Source organism: Citrobacter sp. Cm046 (assembly GCF_030333065.1).
GTDB classification, from domain to species: Bacteria; Pseudomonadota; Gammaproteobacteria; order Enterobacterales; family Enterobacteriaceae; genus Citrobacter; species Citrobacter murliniae.
Window position 1 is genome coordinate 18,724 of the sequence record NZ_JAOWGP010000041.1, and the last position, 18,828, is coordinate 37,551.

19 protein-coding genes are annotated in these 18,828 nt (G+C 49.9%); 10 read left to right on the forward strand and 9 right to left on the reverse strand.

All coding sequences use genetic code 11. The annotated features are described in order from the left end of the window. Together OGX98_RS13545 and OGX98_RS13550 are read left to right on the forward strand one after the other, a co-directional pair. Positions 1-981 carry a sugar phosphate isomerase/epimerase family protein gene (locus OGX98_RS13545; protein ID WP_286595401.1) on the forward strand — a complete coding sequence of 327 codons (981 nt, stop codon included), beginning with the start codon at positions 1-3 and terminating at the stop codon, positions 979-981. A gap of 100 nt (positions 982-1,081) precedes the next feature. Beyond that, positions 1,082-2,347 (forward strand): MFS transporter, encoded by a 1,266-nt coding sequence (locus OGX98_RS13550; RefSeq protein ID WP_045449204.1) that lies wholly within the window; start codon positions 1,082-1,084, stop codon positions 2,345-2,347. A 71-nt stretch (positions 2,348-2,418) separates the two neighbouring features. On the opposite strand, the gene ompL is transcribed toward OGX98_RS13550, so the two are convergent. The 8 genes from ompL to yihU form a co-directional block, all read right to left on the reverse strand. Continuing rightward, positions 2,419-3,111: a porin OmpL gene (gene ompL, locus OGX98_RS13555; protein WP_286595402.1), complete on the reverse strand. Its 693-nt coding sequence runs from the start codon at positions 3,109-3,111 to the stop codon at positions 2,419-2,421. A gap of 66 nt (positions 3,112-3,177) precedes the next feature. Beyond that, a complete protein-coding gene (locus tag OGX98_RS13560) occupies positions 3,178-4,599 on the reverse strand; it encodes an MFS transporter (RefSeq protein ID WP_225760322.1) in 1,422 nt (473 codons plus the stop codon). Between the two features lie 46 nt (positions 4,600-4,645). Next, entirely contained in the window at positions 4,646-6,028 is a 1,383-nt protein-coding gene (locus tag OGX98_RS13565) for an MFS transporter (RefSeq protein ID WP_225760323.1), read from the reverse strand. Between the two features lie 45 nt (positions 6,029-6,073). Further along, entirely contained in the window at positions 6,074-8,110 is a 2,037-nt protein-coding gene (locus OGX98_RS13570; protein WP_225760324.1) for an alpha-glucosidase, read from the reverse strand. Positions 8,111-8,158: 48 nt separating this feature from the next. Further along, positions 8,159-9,001, reverse strand: a complete 843-nt coding sequence (locus OGX98_RS13575; protein ID WP_286595403.1) for an aldose-1-epimerase — start codon at positions 8,999-9,001, stop codon at positions 8,159-8,161. Positions 9,002-9,019: 18 nt separating this feature from the next. After that, a complete protein-coding gene (gene yihS, locus OGX98_RS13580; RefSeq protein ID WP_286595404.1) occupies positions 9,020-10,261 on the reverse strand; it encodes a sulfoquinovose isomerase in 1,242 nt (413 codons plus the stop codon). 15 nt (positions 10,262-10,276) lie between these two features. Further along, positions 10,277-11,155 carry a sulfofructosephosphate aldolase gene (yihT, locus tag OGX98_RS13585; RefSeq protein ID WP_225760327.1) on the reverse strand — a complete coding sequence of 293 codons (879 nt, stop codon included), beginning with the start codon at positions 11,153-11,155 and terminating at the stop codon, positions 10,277-10,279. Positions 11,156-11,177: 22 nt separating this feature from the next. Further along, positions 11,178-12,074 carry a sulfolactaldehyde 3-reductase gene (gene yihU, locus OGX98_RS13590; RefSeq protein ID WP_225760328.1) on the reverse strand — a complete coding sequence of 299 codons (897 nt, stop codon included), beginning with the start codon at positions 12,072-12,074 and terminating at the stop codon, positions 11,178-11,180. 165 nt (positions 12,075-12,239) lie between these two features. Between yihU and OGX98_RS13595 the strand changes: the two genes are divergently transcribed. The 6 genes from OGX98_RS13595 to fabY all read left to right on the forward strand — a co-directional run bounded on the left by OGX98_RS13595 (position 12,240) and on the right by fabY (position 16,964). Continuing rightward, entirely contained in the window at positions 12,240-13,136 is an 897-nt protein-coding gene (locus OGX98_RS13595; RefSeq protein WP_286595405.1) for a sugar kinase, read from the forward strand. Between the two features lie 33 nt (positions 13,137-13,169). Then, the gene (locus OGX98_RS13600) at positions 13,170-13,967 is read left to right on the forward strand and encodes a DeoR/GlpR family DNA-binding transcription regulator (protein ID WP_225760330.1); all 798 of its coding nucleotides are present in this window, start codon (positions 13,170-13,172) and stop codon (positions 13,965-13,967) included. 111 nt (positions 13,968-14,078) lie between these two features. Then, positions 14,079-14,678, forward strand: a complete 600-nt coding sequence (gene yihX / locus OGX98_RS13605) for a glucose-1-phosphatase (protein ID WP_048223344.1) — start codon at positions 14,079-14,081, stop codon at positions 14,676-14,678. After that, positions 14,672-15,544, forward strand: a complete 873-nt coding sequence (locus tag OGX98_RS13610) for a virulence factor BrkB family protein (protein WP_045449224.1) — start codon at positions 14,672-14,674, stop codon at positions 15,542-15,544. The genes yihX and OGX98_RS13610 overlap by 7 nt, the downstream gene beginning before the upstream one ends. Then, positions 15,541-15,978, forward strand: coding sequence for a D-aminoacyl-tRNA deacylase (gene dtd, locus OGX98_RS13615; RefSeq protein WP_045449226.1), 438 nt, complete (start codon positions 15,541-15,543; stop codon positions 15,976-15,978). The genes OGX98_RS13610 and dtd overlap by 4 nt, the downstream gene beginning before the upstream one ends. 44 nt (positions 15,979-16,022) lie before the next feature. After that, positions 16,023-16,964, forward strand: a complete 942-nt coding sequence (gene fabY / locus OGX98_RS13620; protein WP_045449228.1) for a fatty acid biosynthesis protein FabY — start codon at positions 16,023-16,025, stop codon at positions 16,962-16,964. 124 nt (positions 16,965-17,088) lie between these two features. Here fabY and OGX98_RS13625 read toward each other — a convergent pair whose 3' ends face one another. Next, the gene (locus OGX98_RS13625; RefSeq protein WP_286595406.1) at positions 17,089-18,003 is read right to left on the reverse strand and encodes an alpha/beta hydrolase; all 915 of its coding nucleotides are present in this window, start codon (positions 18,001-18,003) and stop codon (positions 17,089-17,091) included. Positions 18,004-18,202: 199 nt separating this feature from the next. Between OGX98_RS13625 and OGX98_RS13630 the strand changes: the two genes are divergently transcribed. Together OGX98_RS13630 and OGX98_RS13635 are read left to right on the forward strand one after the other, a co-directional pair. Next, the gene (locus OGX98_RS13630) at positions 18,203-18,451 is read left to right on the forward strand and encodes a ribbon-helix-helix domain-containing protein (protein ID WP_045449231.1); all 249 of its coding nucleotides are present in this window, start codon (positions 18,203-18,205) and stop codon (positions 18,449-18,451) included. Further along, positions 18,451-18,825, forward strand: coding sequence for a type II toxin-antitoxin system VapC family toxin (locus OGX98_RS13635; RefSeq protein WP_045449233.1), 375 nt, complete (start codon positions 18,451-18,453; stop codon positions 18,823-18,825). Before OGX98_RS13630 ends, OGX98_RS13635 begins: the two co-directional genes overlap by 1 nt. Positions 18,826-18,828: the final 3 nt, after the last annotated feature.

An 18,828-nucleotide genomic window follows, 5' to 3' on the forward strand; every position in this document is an offset into this window, starting at 1 on the left:
ATGGTCACTAAAGATAATGCACATAAAATCCTGGCTCGTGTAGATAACCTTCCCCTATATCTACACGCGTATGCTTATCATTTAAATATGCGTCTTGAGCGAATATTACCGAATGATTTATTAGATATTGCTAATGAAAATAATCTGCGCGGCGTGAAAATTCACGTTCTTGATGGTGAGCGTTATTCTCTGGAAAATATGAATGACAATGAGCTGTCAGCATTCGGTGATAAAGCGCGTAAGTTGCAGCTGGATATTCATATTGAAACCAGCTCCTCTGATAAAAAGTCCATTGACCAGGCCGTCTCTATTGCTTTAAAAACAGGTGCCTCTTCCGTAAGGTTTTATCCACGCTACGAAGGTAATCTTCAGGATGTTCTTGCAACAATAACTCAAGATATCAAATATTTGCGTGAAAGATATCAGGATAGCGGACTAACATTTACGTTAGAACAGCATGAAGACTTGAAGAGCCATGAATTAGTGTCATTAATTCAGAACAGCGATATGGAGTCACTCTCTTTACTCTTTGATTTCGCAAATATGATCAATGCGAATGAACATCCGTTAACAGCGCTAGATACGATGTCACCGCACATTACTCAGGTGCATATTAAAGATGCGTTAATCATTAATGAAAAAGCGGGGCTGGGCCACAAAGCCTGTACATCGGGCCAGGGAGATATGCCATTTAAGGCGCTACTGACCAAACTGATCTGTTTAGGTGATGATAAGCCACAGGTAATGGCTTACGGACTGGAAGAGGAAGTTGATTATTATGCTCCAGCGTTTCGTTTTGAAAATGAAGGTGATAATCCATGGATCCCATGGCGCCAAATGAGTGAAACACCGTTGCCTGCAGCTGATCTTCTGGAAGAACGTCTAATTAAAGAAAAAAACGATGCTATTCAACAATTAAAATTTGTGCGTAGCGTGCTACAACAAATTAAAAATGAGGCACATGATATTCTAACTAATTAAAAAATCTTCGTTTCTTTTTAGGTTGCTTAAACCATTCCAGGGGAATGGTCATATTGTTATTTTCAAAACAAATGATTTAAATAATCATTTAGGGGATGCTATGCTCACAAAAAAGAAATGGGCACTTTTTAGCCTGTTAACGCTGTGCGGCGGTACAATCTACAAATTACCTTCACTGAAAGATGCGTTCTATATTCCGATGCAAGAATACTTCCATTTAACCAATGGTCAAATTGGTAATGCAATGTCAGTGAACTCATTTGTGACTACCGTGGGCTTTTTCTTATCTATTTATTTTGCAGATAAATTGCCACGTAAATACACCATGTCTTTTTCTCTTATTGCCACGGGATTGTTGGGGGTCTATCTGACCTCTATGCCTGGTTATTGGGGGATCCTCTTTGTCTGGGCGCTGTTTGGCGTCACCTGTGACATGATGAACTGGCCAGTGCTATTAAAATCTGTTAGCCGTCTGGGGAATAGTGAACAACAGGGTCGATTGTTTGGTTTCTTCGAAACGGGCCGCGGTATTGTTGATACGGTTGTCGCATTTTCCGCGCTGGCCGTCTTTACCTGGTTCGGTAGCGGATTGCTGGGATTCAAAGCCGGTATCTGGTTCTACTCTGCCATCGTGATTATCGTGGGGATCATTATCTTCTTTGTGCTGAATGATAAAGAAGATGCGCCTGTGGCAAAAGTGCAGGATGCAGAAGATGCGCCGAAAAATCCCAGCATGACATCGGTATTGAAGGATAAAACCATTTGGCTAATCGCCTTCAACGTCTTCTTTGTGTATGCCGTCTATTGTGGATTAACATTCTTCATCCCGTTCCTGAAAAACATCTATATGCTGCCGGTCGCGCTGGTGGGGGCTTATGGGATTATTAACCAGTACTGTCTGAAAATGGTCGGTGGCCCGATTGGCGGGATGATCTCGGATAAGATCCTGAAATCACCCAGTAAATACTTATGCTATACGTTCATGATTAGCACGGTAGCTCTGGTGTTGCTGATGATTCTGCCGCATGAAAGTATGCCGGTTTATTTAGGCATGGTGTGTACACTGGGCTTCGGTGCGATCGTCTTTACGCAGCGCGCTGTTTTCTTTGCCCCGATTGGTGAAGCTAAAATTGCCGAGAACCAGACGGGCGCTGCAATGGCGCTGGGCAGCTTTATCGGTTACGCCCCGGCGATGTTCTGCTTCAGTCTGTACGGATATATTTTGGATTTAAACCCGGGTCTTATCGGCTACAAAATCGTGTTTGGCATTATGGCGTGCTTTGCCTTCTGCGGTGCGATTGTCTCCGTGATGCTGGTTAAACGGATTAGCCAACGCAAGAAAATGCTGGAAACTGCAGAGGCGTAACAGGCTTCGATATCGAAGAATACGAAAAAGCCGCTGATTATCAGCGGCTTTTTTATCACAATTGAAGGTACTCAGAAGAAATACTTTGCCCCAATACGAATCTGGTTCTGTTCCCGATGATAGGGTTCCACATTACGATCTAACCAGCGTAATTCAAGATAGGGCAGCCAATGTTCGTTGATTCTATACTTGAATGTATTAGTAATTTCCCAGTGATGCTTCGTTCCATTGCTACTGTTAAAATCATTTACGTTATAAAAGTAGTGTGGCTCAAATGTATAAGAGAATTTATCAGTGATACTGAAGTTCCAGTAGTTACCTATTTCATAGCTATCATTATTATCCAAATCACCATTTAGATCGGTTGAGCTGTAGTTATTATGGTTATACCTATTACGTACAGTAAGGTTAAACCATGGCGTGAACTTATAGTTCACATCCAGATATACCGCCCCACCAGAGCCAATACTTTTATCATTTATCAGTCCTCCAGGTTGGATTGTGAGTTTATCCGTTGGTTTGAATAATGGATACCACCCCTCTATTTCATTATAGCCGTGTTTTAATTCATCATCACGCTGTAGGGTATAAGTGTTGGTCAGCATGATGCCAGCACCCATATCTGAATTATAGCCGACGCGTAACATAATTTCTTGTTGATCGGATGCCAGATTATATGCTTCCCGGTTCTCTACATAGGCTCCTGCAAAAACAGATGTGGAGAAAACAGAGGTTAACAGAACTATTGTGTGTAATTTGTTCATAGTAAATCCATTTTTTAAGCGTAGGGAGGCCGCCATCCATTGAGATGGAATAAGCGGCTATTATTTTTATACGTTTACAATAGAGGCGTTTTTTTCGTTGCTAACAGACTTTGGCTGAATGATATTTTTCTTCCGCTGGTTAATTTCCTCAATAATGAAAGCGAAGCGTGTTTCGTTGAGCTTATAAAAGAAGCCCATAGTGAGAGCGGCAATAATGGCAAGTCCGCAGGGCCAGAGAAAAATAAGCTGACGCAAACCGAGCAAGGTGGTGTCACTCTGGACTATGTTGGGAACATAGCCGATTTGCGTCAGCATAATGCCTGGCAGGAATCCGGCAAGCGCAGCGGAAACTTTTCGCGAAAAGGTGTAACCCGTATAGACCGATCCCTCGGCACGAATCCCCGTTTTCCATTCACCATAATCAACCGTATCCGGGACCAGTGCCCAGTTCAGGCTGTTAACAAAGGCGGTACCGAAGAATGCCATGCACGAGAAAGTGACAAATAAAAACGATGTACTGCCCCAGATAAAGTTCAGGATATCGCCGATAGCCCATAGCGCTAGCCCTCCGAGGTAAACCTGCTTTTTGCCGAAGCGCTTCACTGTTGTGGGAACCAACAGCACACCGACCAGAATACAGCCCATACTGAAAAAACCCATCCATGACAGCAGATGGATATCGTTGAGCACGTACTGTGTGTAATAGACCTGAATCGCCAGTTTGATATTGAATGCTGCCAGAGTACATAAATTGGCGATGCACAATACCAACAGGGGAGGGTTACGGAAAATCGCGCGAAACGATTTGAGAATGCTGGGCTTATGCTGGTCTGGCACGATCTCGATATAGCGCTCTTTCACGCCGCTAAAGCACCACCACATACTGAACAAACCGCAGACAGAGAAGATCAGCGCGGCAATCAGATACCCCAGCGAAGGAGAGCTGGTAAAAAGCGCCTGAATAGGCATGAAACCAACGGTACACAGTAGCAAGCCGACAGTTGCGCCGCCCTGACGCCAGGCAGCAAGCTGCGCGCGCTCATGTGGATTTTTAGTGATAGCGGGAACCATTGCTCCGTAAGAGCAGTTCATCAGACTATAGAACAGGCCAAACAGCATAAATAGTACCGTTGCCAGCCCTGTTTTCACCGTCAGCGTAAAATCGGTTGCTAAAAACTGCGCGCTAGCAACCAATGCGACAGGAAACGACGCATATAAAATAAAGGGCCTGAATTTTCCTTTTGCGCCAATACTGCGGCGCGAGTCCAGCAACACGCCGGTCAGCATATCGGTGAAAGCGGTGAAGAACTTTGCCACCAGAAAGATGATTCCACCGTAATATGCAGGCATCCCAAGTTCATCGGTATAAAATTTAAGCAGATACAGCGTACCGATACACAGCATCAAATTTGAGCCGAAGTCACCCACTCCGTAGGCGAATTTTTCACGCAGGCTCAGTTTTAGCGTTAGCGGATCATGGTCAGACATAATCGCTCCTTAATAACGCCCCTTAGGGCGCTATTCATTATTATTATCAAACGGGTTGTTTACGTGCTTCAATCTCTTCAACGATGCGGACATACATCTTCTCGTTAAGGTTGTAGAAGCAGCCCATTGCCACGATGGTGATGACTGCCAGAGCACACGGATAAATAAAGATCAGCTGACGCAAACCCTCAACGGTACCCGCCGATTGCACTACGTTGGGTACGTAGCCGATCTGTGTCAGCATCCAACCGGGGAAGAAGCCGGCCAGCGCCTGCGAGACTTTACGGAAAAAGGTGAAACCAGTGTATACCGTTCCTTCAGAACGCACGCCGGTACGCCATTCACCGTATTCCACCGTATCGGAGACCAGTGCCCAGTTCAGGCTGTTTACAAACGCCGAACCAAAGAAGGCCAGGCAGGAGAACGCAACAAAACTGACCGAGCCGCCGCCAAAGAAATAGTTGAGCAGATCGCCCACTACCCAAATCAGCAGGCCACCAATGTAGACCTTTTTCTTACCAAAGCGCCTGACCATCCCTGGCATCAAAAACACGCCAATGAAGATACAACCCATGCTGAAAAAGCCCATCCAGGAGAGCAGGATCGGGTCGTTTAATACGTACTGAGTGTAATAGACCTGGATCGCCAGTTTGACGTTGAACGCGCCAAGCGTGCAGAGGTTGGCAATGCACAGAATAAACAGCGGGCGGTTACCGGCGATGGCGCGAAAAGATTGCAATAATCCCGGTTTTTGCGCACTGTCTGCTGGTTTAACTTCCACATAGCGTTCTTTAACCCCTGCATAGCAGAGCCACATAAATAGCAGCCCGAACAAGGAGAACAGCGTGGCGGCGAAGATGTAGCCCAGCTGCGAGTTACCTTCGATGAGGTTCATCACCGGGACAAAACCGACTGTACACAGCAGCAAGCCAAGCGTGGCACCACCCTGACGCCAGGCGGCAAGCGAAGCGCGTTCATCCGGGTTTTTAGTAATCGCGGGAACCATCGCGCCGTAAGAGCAGTTCATCATACTGAAGAACAGTCCGTACAGCATAAACAGTACCGTCGCCATCACCGTTTTACCGGTTACTTCAAACGGTGTGCCGACAAAGTTAGCAATGGCTAAAAGCGTGACCGGGAAAGCGGCATAGAGCACGAATGGACGGAATTTACCTTTCGGACCAATTTTTCGCCGTGAATCGAGCATGATTCCGGTACCCATGTCGGTAAACGCGGTAAAAAACTTGGCTATAAGGAAAATGATCCCGCCGTAAGTACCAGGTAAACCAAGAACATCGGTATAAAATTTGAGTAAATAGAGCGTACCAATGTCCAGTAGGATATTCGAACCTAAATCACCCATCCCATAGGCGAGTTTTTCTTTAAAAGGTAAACGTAGGGTTGCCGGATTGGCTGTATTCTGACTCATGATTATCCCTCATTTGCCCGCGAGTTTCCCCACGGGCGAGCCTGATTAGATGTTGCGTAAAGTTGCAAACAGTGACGCCCACTCACTCTTCGCGCGATAAAAGACCGGAGGCTTGCCAATTGGCGCATCAACGGTTAATTCGCCGCCATTGTGAGTTTCCCCTGTCCAGACGTTGACCCAGCTATCCTCTGGTAGATACAGCGTCCAGTCGTTCCGACCCTGTTCGTGAACCGGTGCCACCAGCAGATCCTGCCCCAACAAGTACTGGTATTTCAGGGTGTAGGTTGTTGCATCGTCTTCGTAATGCAGAAAGAGTGGGCGCATCACAGGCAGACCGGTGGCGGCGTTCTGCGCAACGGCCTGCTTGAGATACGGTTTCAGAGTGGTGAAAACCGTCGTCATGCGGGCAAAGTGGGCGATAGTCTCTGCGTCACCATCAAATTGCCAGTTATCGCCAGGGCGGTTGCCTTCGTGGGTGCGCATCATTGGGGTGAAAGCGCTGAAGTCACACCAGCGCAGCAGCAGCTCTTTCGTGCGTTTCATATCAAACAGCGTGGTATAACCGCCGATATCGCTATGGTGCAGACCGTGGCCGGTCATCGCCAGAGACAGGGCGGCAGGTACGACCGAGGCCAGACCATCGTCGAGGCTCCAGTCAACGTTCTGGTCACCTGCCCACATCATGGTGGAGTATTTCTGGCTGCCGGTATAACCCGCACGCATAAAGAACAAGATCTCGCCGAGCTTACCCGTTTCCTGTAGTGCTTCGTAGTTACACTTCGCCCACAGTGCGGGCCAGGCGTTATGCATGATCTCAGCGCTGACACCATTGTGCAGATACGTATCAGTTGGCAGATATTCGCCAAAATCCGCCATCCAGCCGCCACAGCCGAGTTCAATCATGTTCTTTTTGATCACTTCTTTGAACCAGTCGTAGGCTTCGGGGTTGGTCAGATCGACCACGCCACCGTAAAACTCGCCAAACTCAACCAGGTAGTCATCACCAGAAGCATCTTTTGCCAGATATCCACGTGCCGCGGCCTCGGCGCAGAGCTCTTTATCGCTGGCGACGTAAGGGTTGATATAAGAGAGGAACTGCACGCCTTCGTCTTTCCACTGCTTAATCCGATTATCCAACTGCGGGTAGTTGTCGCTGTTCCACTTCCAGTTCCACATCACGCGTTTGCCAAACGAGGTCATGCGGATCCCGGACCAGTCCTGTGCCCAGATGCCGTTTACCTTCACGCCTGCGTTACGCATGGTGTCCAGTTTGTTCTGGCAAACTTCGGTCCCGCCTTGAATACCCAGCGTGACGCCGTCGTAAATCCAGTCCGGCAGTTCCGGCTGACGGCCTAACAATGCGGTCAGTTTTTCCAACAAGGAGATGTAGGTGTCAGCGCATTCAAAGCGCAGAGTGGTTTTGTCTTCCCACAATGCCAGTTCGTGGTATTCCGGCGCGCTGAAATCGAAATTCATATAACAGCTGTTATCAACATGGCAGTAGTATTTTTGTGTGCTGATGAAGGTTGGCTGCGGGAAGAAGGTCCAGTAATAGTCGCCACCCGCATTCTCTTTGCAGTCTGCCTGCCAGGTGACATAGCTATTTTTGTTGCGGCCTACACCCTGTTCGCTGGTCCACAGCGGGAACGGCTTGCCGCGTAAATCAAAGTAAGAGAACTGTTCGCCGCAGCCGTAGACATGGTCTTCCGGGGTGGCGGCCAGACGTAACCAAATACGGTTGTGGTTAAGATCGTCGTTATGCAGATCCAGCTTCAGGCGGCCTTGTTCATCAGTGGAGATTTGCAAGGTGGCGTTGATGGCACCGCCGCGGCTGAAATGCACCAGCCAGCCTTCAGGTGATTTGCTGACCGTTACATCCGTGAGTGCAATCTTCTCATTGAGTTTGTCTTTAATACTGAAATTGCCACGAAACATATCGATATCGGCAACGCCAGCCCCAATCCACAGGCAAGGGGTTTCTGTGCTGTGACGTAAAATTAGGCGATTTTGCCAGGTGAGAGTAAAGCCATCCTGAAACGTGGCGAGCTCTAATGCGGTTGACCGTTGTTGTAGCGAATTCATTATAGTCTCCGTAAAAATAGGGTAATTCGGTAATCTGTCGGAAATCGGTTATTCACTGCCGATTAAAAAATTCAGTTGATGTTTCTCTCCGGGGGCGAGATGAATCAGGCTAATCCCGGAATTAAAGGCGTCGGGTGGGCAGGTCATGGGTTCTACTGCCAAGCCTCTCCTTGCTAATTTTTCGCCCGTATACACCTGTAGCCAGGGCTGGTTGCTGCGTAGAAAGGTGGACATTTTTTGTGAATGGCTGCTTATCCTGACTTCCCATTCCTCCGGGGATAAAGCGCTTTTGAACGTATGGTCGATAGCAGTACTTGCCACGATGCGTGGCACAGAAAAATTCAATTCGCCGTGGACTACCTCACTAGCCGGAAGTGTTAATTCGCAGCTGTCGATGTGTTGAAGGTTACAGGTCAAATAGGGGTGCGCTCCTGCACCATAAGGGGCCGTTTCATCACCCACATTCTGTGTACAAATAGAAACGTGCAGTCCGCTGGTGGCATCCAGTCGGTAAATCACCTCTGACATCAGCGCAAAGGGATAACCATAGGAGGGCGGCAGAAAAACAGTCAGCGACACTTCTGATGCCGACTGATGGTTAATTTGCCAGTCCCGCCATGCTAGCAACCCATGAATGGCGGTATGCGAAACAGGGTCGTTAACAGCAAGTTGAAGCGTCTTGCTGTTGTATCGATAGCAGCCATCCGTCACGCGATTTGGCCAGGGAATAAGGACTTTTCCCAGATGGGCCAGTGGCATCTCATCCGGCTTATGCGGAATGACGACATGACGAGCATGGTGCGTTAGTTCAGCCAAACCCGCACCTACCGTGACGATTACCGCCTGGTAGTGACCTGCCTTAAGATGAATGGTTTTTCCGCCGCTGTGCATGGCTGCTATCCTCGTGACTTATTTGGCGTTAACGTCCAGTAGACCGGCGGCGACCGCCGGGGCTAATCCCGGAGCCAACGGCAGACGCGGGATCACCAGGCAATGCAACAGATGATAAATATCCTGCTTGCCGTCCCAGACTTTGGTGGTCACCTTGTTATTGGTATCCAGCTCCTGCCACCACGAGCCGGTCTCGTAGTCCATCAGATAAGTGATGCAGTAATCCCACCATTTTTGGTACCAGGCTTCGTACTGACTATCGCCAGTGAGGGTATAAAGGGCGTAAGCTGTCCCCATGGCTTCGACTATCGGCCAGCGCACTCTTTCACGTACGATTGGTTTGCCGTCCCAGCCCACCGAGTAGACAAATCCGTCAGCACCGTCCGGTGCCCAGGCATCGCGGATGGTGGCATGAAAAAGACCTTTGGCATCTTCCAGTAGCCAGGCGGGCGGCGTTTCGAAGCAAGCTTCCAGAGCGGCATGCAGATGTAGCATCAGGCGACCCCACTCAATCCAGTGTCCCGGTGTACCTCCGTAGGCGCGGAAGCGGTGGGCGGGGTTATCTTTGTTGTAATCGCGAATAGGGTTCCATTGGGAATCAAAGTGTTCGTTGACCCGATATTCGCCGCTGCGGGCTACGTCGTGAATAATCACCGAAGCGATACGCAGCGCCCGATCCAACCATTTACGGTCATGTGTGACGTCGTAAACGATCAGGAAGGCTTCAACCGCATGCATGTTGGCGTTGCCACCACGGTAATCTTCCGTCTGGCTGAAGGCTTCGTCCCAGGACTCCAGGCACATCTGCTCATCTTCACTCCAGAAGTATTTTTCGATCACCTCAATGGCATCATCCAACAGTATTCTGGCCTGCGGATGACCGGTAGTGACCGCACTTGCCGCACCGAGTAACACAAAGAAATGCTGATAGCCCTGTTTGGAAGCATCCATTACTCCTTCGTCGTTCACGCAGGCATACCAGCCACCGTAGCGTTTATCACGTAGTGCACCGTTCAGAGAGTTAATACCGTGCTCGACTAACTGGTATGCTCCTGGACGCCCCATGGATGCCGCAACAGAATAGACGTGCAACATACGCGCGGTGATCCACAGATGCGTTCCCATCTCCGCTCTGACCTGACCAGTGTTTCCCAGCCAGCCAAAGCCAGTTGGCACCACCGCGTTCTTACCGAAATTAAAGATTCGGTCGGTCTCCTGCTCCAGCCAACGGTTGTGGCTCAAGGTGTTAAACCATTTCATTCTTTGATCCTCGTATTAACGGCGGCGGGCCATCATTTCATCGACAATTTCACCCAGACGCTGCAATTTCGGTGCAGAGACATCGCGCAGCATCAGTTCGGTATCTGGCAGACCCACTACTGAAGACCAGACTGCACGTCCAGCCAGGAAGCCAGAGGCTCCCGCTGTCATTGCAACGCTGACGGCGCGAGGGAACAGTTTTTCGTCAACGCCGGAAGAGAGAATGACCCACGGCATATTGATGTTTTCATTCAGGCGTTGGGATGCAGTGAGGAGTTCGTGTTGCGAACCTTTGCCGTACAGTGGCATTTCTACTTTGTAGAGATCGGCGCCGCTGTCACCCAGTTCTTTAGCGGCATCGATAATAGCTTGTTCGCGATCGAACTTATCGCCACGACGCGGCGGGCGTACCACTGGCTCGATAATGCTCAGTAGACCATTGGAGTGGCACATTTGATTGAATTCTTTCACCATATCCAGGCGCTGCTGGGCATCTTCATCGCTACGCCACAGCACCAGCAGTTTCAACGCTTTCGCGCCGTCCTGCTTCACGGCTTGCGGATCGATCGCCCTATCAATAACCACGCTATCAACAGGGATACCATTGCCTGGAATGAATGCATCGGCGGCAACAATCATGGCGCAGCTTTTGGCTACCGCGTTTTGTTCCACCACCTGGCGATAGCAGAATTGCTGATCGACCAAAACGGCCGATGCATAAGGAGAAAGAATCTTCGCTGCATTCACTTTGAAATCGGTCAGAACGTTGTCGCTTACCGGGGATTTCGCTCCTGCAGCGGCAAACATTAAACGCATAGCTTCGCGTTGGTCGACTGCCAGCATGGCAAAACCGCCGGATGCACGCGTAATGTCTTTGATGGAGTAGTTGTTCATTCAATTTTCCTTTATACAGTCGTTACATTTTTACTTTGGCAGTAAGCCCGGCGCTGTTACGTACCTGCTCAAGAATTGCGGTCCAGTCTTCCCGACCACGACCCGCTGCGCGCGCCTGGTTATAAACTTCTCGGGACGCAGCACCGAGCGGCATTGGTACATGCAACTGATTGGCAACATCCAGCGCTATGCCAAGATCCTTGTGGGCCAAATCGATCATAAAGGCAGGGGAAAGATCGCCTTTCAGTACTTTGTTTGGCCAGGACGTCGTGAAGTGGCCTTTTCCGGCAGGTGTTCCGCTCATGACTTTTAAAGCCACATCAAAAGAAAGATCGAGCGCTTCACATAACGTGGCTGCTTCGGCGGAAAGCGCATTCAGGGCAATACTCATATAGTTATTGATAAGCTTCACGCGGATCCCCATACCTGGTCCGCCTGCATTGATCAATTCGTTACCCATTGCCATTAGTACCGGCGTAGCGTGTTCAACCTGCTCGGCTGAGCCACCTGCCAGCAGCAGTAATGTTCCAGCGATCGCGTGATCGGAAGTGCGCCCGACCGGGCAATCCATCATGCTGAAGCCCTTAGCACGCATATCGGCAATTAACTTGTCGGTTTGCAGTGGGTGAATAGTGGACATATCAATAACCAGTGCCTGCGAGGAAAGGGTTTCGCAGACGCCAGACTCACCAAACAATACGTTGCGCACCAGATCGCCGTTTGGCAGCATCGTGATGACAAACTCTGCATCTTTTGCGGCTTGAGCTGGGTTGCTGGCAGGTTGTGCTCCTTGCGCTACCAGGCGCTGAACAGCATCCGGGTTAACGTCAAAGACGCTGAGCTGATGGCCTTGCTTCAGCAAATTACTCGCCATGGGGGAACCCATCTGACCTAATCCGATAAATGCTATAACTGCCATAACGTTCTCCTGAGACGTGGATGTCATTTTTTGTCATTTAAAATCGGTTTTTTCTGTCTGTTTTTGATCGTATTTGTAATTTATGGTCAAAAAATTGACAGCCGTCACTTTTTAAACATTTTGTGAAATTAAAATGATCCCATCCGAAACGTTTGAGGAATGACCATGATTCGTGTTGCTTGTGTGGGTATTACCGTGATGGATCGCATCTATTACGTGGAAGGCTTACCAACTGAAGGTGGTAAATATGTGGCGAAGCGCTATACGGAAGTGGGCGGGGGGCCTGCTGCAACGGCTGCAGTAGCCGCGGCGAAGTTGGGGGCGCAGGTAGACTTTATTGGTCGTGTTGGCGATGACGACACCGGAAATAGTCTGTTGGGGGAACTTGAATCGCTGGGGGTAAATACTCGCTATACCCGGCGCTACGTAGGGGCTAATTCTTCACAATCGGCGATTATGGTCGATGGACAAGGGGAGCGGATTATCATCAATTACCCCAGCCCGGATTTACTGCCAGATGCCGACTGGCTAAATGAGATCGACTTTTCCCAGTGGGATGTGGTGTTGGCAGATGTTCGCTGGCATGAGGGGGCGAAGCAGGCATTCACGCTGGCGCGCCGGGCTGGCGTGATGACAGTACTGGATGGCGATGTAACGCCACAGGACATCAGTGAGTTGGTGGCATTAAGCGATCATGCTGCATTTTCTGAGCCGGGCCTGGCGCGTCTGGCGGGAACGAAAGATATTGATACCGCACTAAAAAAAGCGCAAATGCTCACAAATGGACATGTCTATGTGACTCGCGGCAGTGAAGGATGTGACTGGATAGAGAATAATGCATTACAGCATCAGCCTGGATTCTCAGTCGATGTGGTTGATACCACGGGAGCCGGGGATGTTTTTCATGGTGCACTGGCATTTGGTCTGGCTTCCGGTATCGCTCAGAATGATGCCGTCAGGTTCGCCAGCGGGGTTGCGGCGCTGAAGTGTACGCGCCCGGGGGGACGTGCGGGGATCCCTGACTGTGATCAAACGCGATCTTTTCTGTCACTTTTTGTATAAAATGCCAGGGCAATGGTTTTTCGAGGAAATTTCATGAGCCTTACCGAACTGACCGGTAACCCGCGACACGATCAGTTGCTTATGCTGATCAGCGAGCGCGGTTATATGAATATTGACGAGCTGGCCAGCCTGCTGGATGTTTCCACGCAGACCGTACGTCGCGATATTCGTAAATTAAGCGAGCAGGGATTGATTACGCGTCATCACGGTGGGGCGGGTAGAGCCTCCAGCGTGGTGAATACGGCATTCGAGCAGCGTGAAGTCTCCTGGACGGAAGAGAAAAAAGCCATCGCGGAAGCGGTGGCAGACTACATTCCTGACGGCTCGACGGTGTTCATTACTATTGGTACCACTGTGGAGCAGGTGGCGAGAGCGCTATTAAACCACAACCATTTACGCATTATTACCAATAGCCTGCGCGTGGCGCATATTCTTTATAATAATCCGCGTTTCGAAGTGATGGTTCCTGGGGGAACGCTTCGCCCACATAACAGTGGCATTATTGGTCCTTCAGCTACGGCATTCGTCGCAGATTTTCGTGCCGATTATCTGGTGACCAGCGTAGGGGCAATTGATAGCGATGGTGCGTTGCTGGAATTTGATGTTAATGAAGCCAGCGTTGTTAAAACGATGATGTCCCACTCCCGGCAAATCCTCCTTGCTGCTGATCATACGAAATACACGGCTTCCGCAGCGGTTGAGATTGGCAACGTTTCTCAGGTGACAGCGCTGTTTACCGATGAATATCCTGGTCCGGCATTACACAATCTGCTCCAGTCGCAGCAGGTTGAAATTGTGCAAGTGAGCCCTTCTCAGGATGATGCTCTATAGATGTTACCCAATCCTTTGCTGGCCAGGTAAGTCCAAAGCTTTCACGCTCTCATAGTCAAACTTCTCCTTTCCCGCTACAGTTATTCATCCACGGCGAGTAAGGAGAAGGGCATGCTCTATATCTTTGATTTGGGTAATGTGATTGTCGATATCGACTTCAATCGCGTGTTAGGTACATGGAGCGATCTGAGTCGTGTACCGCTGGCTTCGCTGAAGCAAAGTTTTACCATGGGAGATGCTTTTCACCAGCATGAACGGGGTGAAATAACGGATGAGGCCTTTGCCGAGGCTCTGTGCCATGACATGGCGCTTCCGTTGAGTTATGAGCAGTTCTCTCATGGCTGGCAGGCTGTTTTCGTCGCATTACGACCTGAAGTGATCGACATTATGCATAAACTGCGTGAGCAAGGGCATCGCGTGGTCGTGCTCTCGAATACCAACCGCTTGCACACGACGTTTTGGCCGGATGAGTATCCTGAAGTTCGTCAGGCTGCTGACCATATTTATCTTTCCCAGGAACTCGGCATGCGTAAACCGGAAGCGCGGATTTACCAGCATGTCCTGCAGTCTGAAGGTTTTTCCGCTGCGGATGCGGTCTTTTTTGATGACAACGCCGATAATATTGAAGGGGCTAACCGGCTAGGGATCACCAGTATCCAGGTCGTCGATAAAACGACCATTCCTGACTATTTCGCGAAGTTGTTATGCTAAAAAATGTACACCAAAAAGCCCGGCATCATACGCGTCCTGTATGGGCCTGGCTTAAGCTATTATGGCATCGCATTGATGAGGACAATATGACGACGCTGGCAGGAAATCTTGCCTACGTTTCATTGCTCTCATTAGTGCCGCTTATCGCCGTTGTTTTTGCTCTTTTCGCCGCATTTCCGATGTTTTCTGACGTCAGCATCCAGCTACGGCATTTTATTTTTGCTAATTTTATCCCGGCGACGGGTGACGTCATTCAGCGTTATATCGAACAGTTTGTCGCAAACTCAAACAAAATGACGGCGGTTGGCGCGTGTGGGCTGATTGTGACGGCGCTATTGCTGATGTATGCCATAGACAGCGCGTTGAATACCATCTGGCGTAGCAAGCGTACACGGCCTAAAGTGTATTCTTTTGCTGTCTACTGGATGATTTTAACGTTGGGTCCGCTGTTGGCAGGGGCCAGCCTGGCAATCAGCTCGTATCTGTTGTCACTTCGTTGGGCCAGCGATCTCAACTCAGTCATTGATGATGTACTGCGCATTTTTCCGTTGGTGCTCTCCTGGCTCTCATTCTGGCTGCTTTACAGCATCGTACCCACGACGCGCGTACCCAATCGCGATGCGGTGATCGGGGCATTTGTCGCCGCCGTTTTGTTCGAAGCCGGGAAAAAAGGATTTGCGCTCTACATCACTATGTTCCCGTCTTATCAGCTTATTTACGGTGTCCTGGCGGTGATCCCCATTTTATTTGTCTGGGTGTACTGGACGTGGTGTATCGTCTTGCTAGGCGCGGAAATAACTGTCACTCTCGGGGAATACCGCAAACTTAAACAAGCCGCAGAACAAGAAGAAGCAGAGCAACCATGATTGCATTAATTCAGCGCGTAACCCGTGCCAGCGTCACCGTGGAGGGCGAGGTGACGGGTGAAATCGGCCCAGGACTTTTGGTCTTATTAGGTGTCGAAAAGGATGATGACGAACAGAAAGCGAACCGCCTGTGTGAACGCGTGCTCGGATATCGAATTTTTAGTGATTCCGAAGGTAAGATGAATCTGAACGTGCAGCAGGCCGGTGGCAGTGTGCTGGTGGTATCACAGTTTACGCTGGCAGCAGATACCGAACGCGGTATGCGCCCCGGATTTTCAAAGGGTGCGGCACCCGATCGGGCAGAGGCGCTGTACGAGTACTTCGTTGAGCGCTGCCGTCAGCAGGAAATGAACACGCAGACCGGACGATTCGCTGCTGATATGCAGGTTTCACTGGTTAATGATGGCCCCGTGACGTTCTGGTTACAGGTATGAACCAGCTTCCGGCGTGGTCGCGGGTAACAAGAGAGAATACAACTATGTATCACCTTCGAGTACCGCAAACAGAAGAAGAACTGGAGCGTTACTACCAGTTCCGCTGGGAGATGCTGCGTAAACCGCTGCACCAGCCAAAAGGCTCAGAACGGGATGCCTGGGATGCCATGGCTCATCACCAGATGGTGGTGGATGAAGAGGGTAATCTAGTTGCTGTAGGCCGTCTGTACATCAATGCGGATAACGAAGCCTCTATACGCTTTATGGCGGTTGATCCGTCAGTACAGGAGAAGGGACTGGGAACGCTAATGGCGATGACCCTCGAGTCTGTGGCGCGTCAGGAAGGCGTTAAGCGCGTAACCTGCAGCGCCCGTGAAGACGCAGTCGAATTTTTCGCCAAGCTGGGATTTGTGAGTCAGGGAGAAATTACCACGCCGCAGACCACGCCAGTGCGCCACTTTTTGATGATTAAACCCATCGCTACGCTGGATGATATTCTCCATCGTGGTGACTGGTGTGGGCAGTTACAGCAAGCCTGGTACGAGCATATTCCGTTGAGTGAGAAGATGGGTGTGCGTATTCAGCAGTATACCGGGCAAAAATTTATTACGACGATGCCCGAGACCGGCAATCAGAATCCTCACCATACCTTGTTCGCGGGAAGCCTGTTTTCACTGGCGACATTAACCGGTTGGGGACTCATCTGGTTGATGTTACGCGAGCGCCATCTGGGCGGGACAATTATCCTCGCCGACGCACATATCCGATACAGCAGGCCTATCACCGGGAAACCCACTGCCATCGCTGATCTGGGCTCACTGAGTGGAGACCTCGACCGTCTGGCGAGAGGCCGCAAGGCGCGAGTTCAGATGCAGGTAGAGCTGTTTGGCGATGATACGGCGGGCGTGGTATTTGAAGGCACGTACATCGTGTTGCCTGCGAAACCCTTCGGACCGCTGGAAGAGGGCGGCAACGAGGAAGAGTAATCAGAAAGGGATTCCTTTTTATTCGATGAACGCGTCTGCCGGAAGATTACAGGGTGCTGCGAGCGCCTTGTGATGCTCGGCTTCGCTGCACCTTTGGCTTCACAAAGAAATAGTTTTTACTACATCATTGAAAGTATCCCACTCTCCAGGCCACGTCACGTATAGCATTGCGTGCCGCATGGCTAATACCTGCAAGCTGAAAAAAACCGTGGATGACACCGAAATAACGCTGGCAGGTGCATTCCACATCTTGCTCCAGGAACCGTTGATACAAGGCTTCACCTTCATCGCGTAGTGGGTCAAATTCAGCAGTAATGATGTGTGTGGGTGGTAAACCGTTGAAATCATCCCTCCACAATGGGCTGGCCTCAGGGTCGAGAGGATCGGTATGCGACAAATACATCTCATAGCCAGACAGCAGCGTGTCGCGAGTAATGATGTAATCCTGCCCATTACGGGTGTAACTCTCAAACCTGGCGGTTGCATCCAGCATTGGGTAAATCAGAATAAGCTTGGCGGGTTGCCAGATATTTTTGGCTTTCAGGCGTAGTGCGGTGACCAGCGCCAGATGCCCGCCCGCGCTATCGCCAGTAAGCGTGATGTTATTGCGGTCTACACCCAGTTTCTCGGCATACTTCCAGATGATATTAGACCCTCTTTCGGCATCATCATGTGCTGCCGGGAAAGGGTGTTCTGGCGCAAGGCGGTACTTCACCGCAATCACCCGGCAGTCGCTGTACCAGGCAAGTTGCCTCAGTTGGTTATCATGTGTCGTAAATCCACCGCTGACAAAGCAACCACCATGATAATAGATGACGCAGGGCAGTAAACCCGAGACGCCGGGCGGCGAAACGACGCGAAATGTCATGGCATCGAGTTCAATATCTTCAACCTGTACGTGGGTTTCTGTTTCCCCGGCGAGCACGGTACTGGCGATGTACCCTGCTCTCCGGTCATCAATACTCTGTGTGCGTGAAGAAGGGCGACCCGCTGCAATAAACTCTTCAACCAGCTGTGCAATTCCATTTTCCAGTGCCATTTTTTTGTCTTTAACCTGTGTGAATATACAGTGTTATAGCCTGGATATTAGCAAAAGAAAATGGAGAATTTTGTCTGGACAGTGATTCTGGAAAGCGGCTCGCAAAAGTAAATTAACCACTCGCAGAGCTCTTCTCTTTAGAATTTACTGGGTATAAATTGCTCGTGTTTTAATCTTGAGTGATATACTGGAGATATATATGAGCGTGATGATTGGACTTGGTATGGGCCGAATTTTACTCGATTTATCAGATGAAGTGATTAAACGACTGGACGATCTCAAAGTGCAGCGCAATCTTCCCCGCGCGGAACTGTTGCGAGAGGCGGTTGAGCAATATCTGGAAAGACAGGAGCAGGCAGAAACCACGATTTCCAGCGCACTTGGCTTATGGCAGGGCTGTGAAGAAGACGGTGTGGAATACCAGCGCAAACTGCGTGAGGAGTGGTAATGGCTAATGGATCGGCACTTTTTGACACCAATATTTTAATCGACTTATTCAGCGGGCGGCGCGAAGCAAAACAAGCGTTAGATGCATGGCCGCCGCAGAATGCGATTAGCCTTATTACCTGGATGGAAGTGATGGTTGGTGCCAAAAAGTACAATCAGGAGCACCGCACGCGCGTTGCGATGAGCGCATTTAATGTTATCGGTGTATCGCAGGAAATTGCCGAGCGAAGTGTTGCTTTGCGCCAGGAGTATGGGATGAAACTTCCGGATGCCATTATTCTGGCGACAGCGCAGGTTCATCGCCTTGAACTGGTCACGCGTAACACCAGGGACTTTGCCGGAATACCGGGCGTGACGACGCCATACGAATGGTAACTT

Bases quoted from the DNA above. Each gene is read 5' to 3' on its own strand.
- OGX98_RS13630 (WP_045449231.1), top strand. From the start codon at position 18,203: ATGAGCGTGATGATTGGACTTGGTATGGGCCGAATTTTACTCGATTTA.
- yihU (WP_225760328.1), bottom strand. From the start codon at position 12,074: ATGGCAGTTATAGCATTTATCGGATTAGGTCAGATGGGTTCCCCCATG.
- yihX (WP_048223344.1), top strand. From the start codon at position 14,079: ATGCTCTATATCTTTGATTTGGGTAATGTGATTGTCGATATCGACTTC.
- dtd (WP_045449226.1), top strand. From the start codon at position 15,541: ATGATTGCATTAATTCAGCGCGTAACCCGTGCCAGCGTCACCGTGGAG.
- OGX98_RS13565 (WP_225760323.1), bottom strand. From the start codon at position 6,028: ATGAGTCAGAATACAGCCAATCCGGCAACCCTACGTTTACCTTTTAAA.
- yihT (WP_225760327.1), bottom strand. From the start codon at position 11,155: ATGAACAACTACTCCATCAAAGACATTACGCGTGCATCCGGCGGTTTT.
- OGX98_RS13545 (WP_286595401.1), top strand. From the start codon at position 1: ATGGTCACTAAAGATAATGCACATAAAATCCTGGCTCGTGTAGATAAC.
- fabY (WP_045449228.1), top strand. From the start codon at position 16,023: ATGTATCACCTTCGAGTACCGCAAACAGAAGAAGAACTGGAGCGTTAC.
- OGX98_RS13575 (WP_286595403.1), bottom strand. From the start codon at position 9,001: ATGCACAGCGGCGGAAAAACCATTCATCTTAAGGCAGGTCACTACCAG.
- OGX98_RS13600 (WP_225760330.1), top strand. From the start codon at position 13,170: ATGAGCCTTACCGAACTGACCGGTAACCCGCGACACGATCAGTTGCTT.
- yihS (WP_286595404.1), bottom strand. From the start codon at position 10,261: ATGAAATGGTTTAACACCTTGAGCCACAACCGTTGGCTGGAGCAGGAG.
- OGX98_RS13595 (WP_286595405.1), top strand. From the start codon at position 12,240: ATGATTCGTGTTGCTTGTGTGGGTATTACCGTGATGGATCGCATCTAT.
- OGX98_RS13560 (WP_225760322.1), bottom strand. From the start codon at position 4,599: ATGTCTGACCATGATCCGCTAACGCTAAAACTGAGCCTGCGTGAAAAA.
- OGX98_RS13570 (WP_225760324.1), bottom strand. From the start codon at position 8,110: ATGAATTCGCTACAACAACGGTCAACCGCATTAGAGCTCGCCACGTTT.
- ompL (WP_286595402.1), bottom strand. From the start codon at position 3,111: ATGAACAAATTACACACAATAGTTCTGTTAACCTCTGTTTTCTCCACA.
- OGX98_RS13635 (WP_045449233.1), top strand. From the start codon at position 18,451: ATGGCTAATGGATCGGCACTTTTTGACACCAATATTTTAATCGACTTA.
- OGX98_RS13625 (WP_286595406.1), bottom strand. From the start codon at position 18,003: ATGGCACTGGAAAATGGAATTGCACAGCTGGTTGAAGAGTTTATTGCA.
- OGX98_RS13550 (WP_045449204.1), top strand. From the start codon at position 1,082: ATGCTCACAAAAAAGAAATGGGCACTTTTTAGCCTGTTAACGCTGTGC.
- OGX98_RS13610 (WP_045449224.1), top strand. From the start codon at position 14,672: ATGCTAAAAAATGTACACCAAAAAGCCCGGCATCATACGCGTCCTGTA.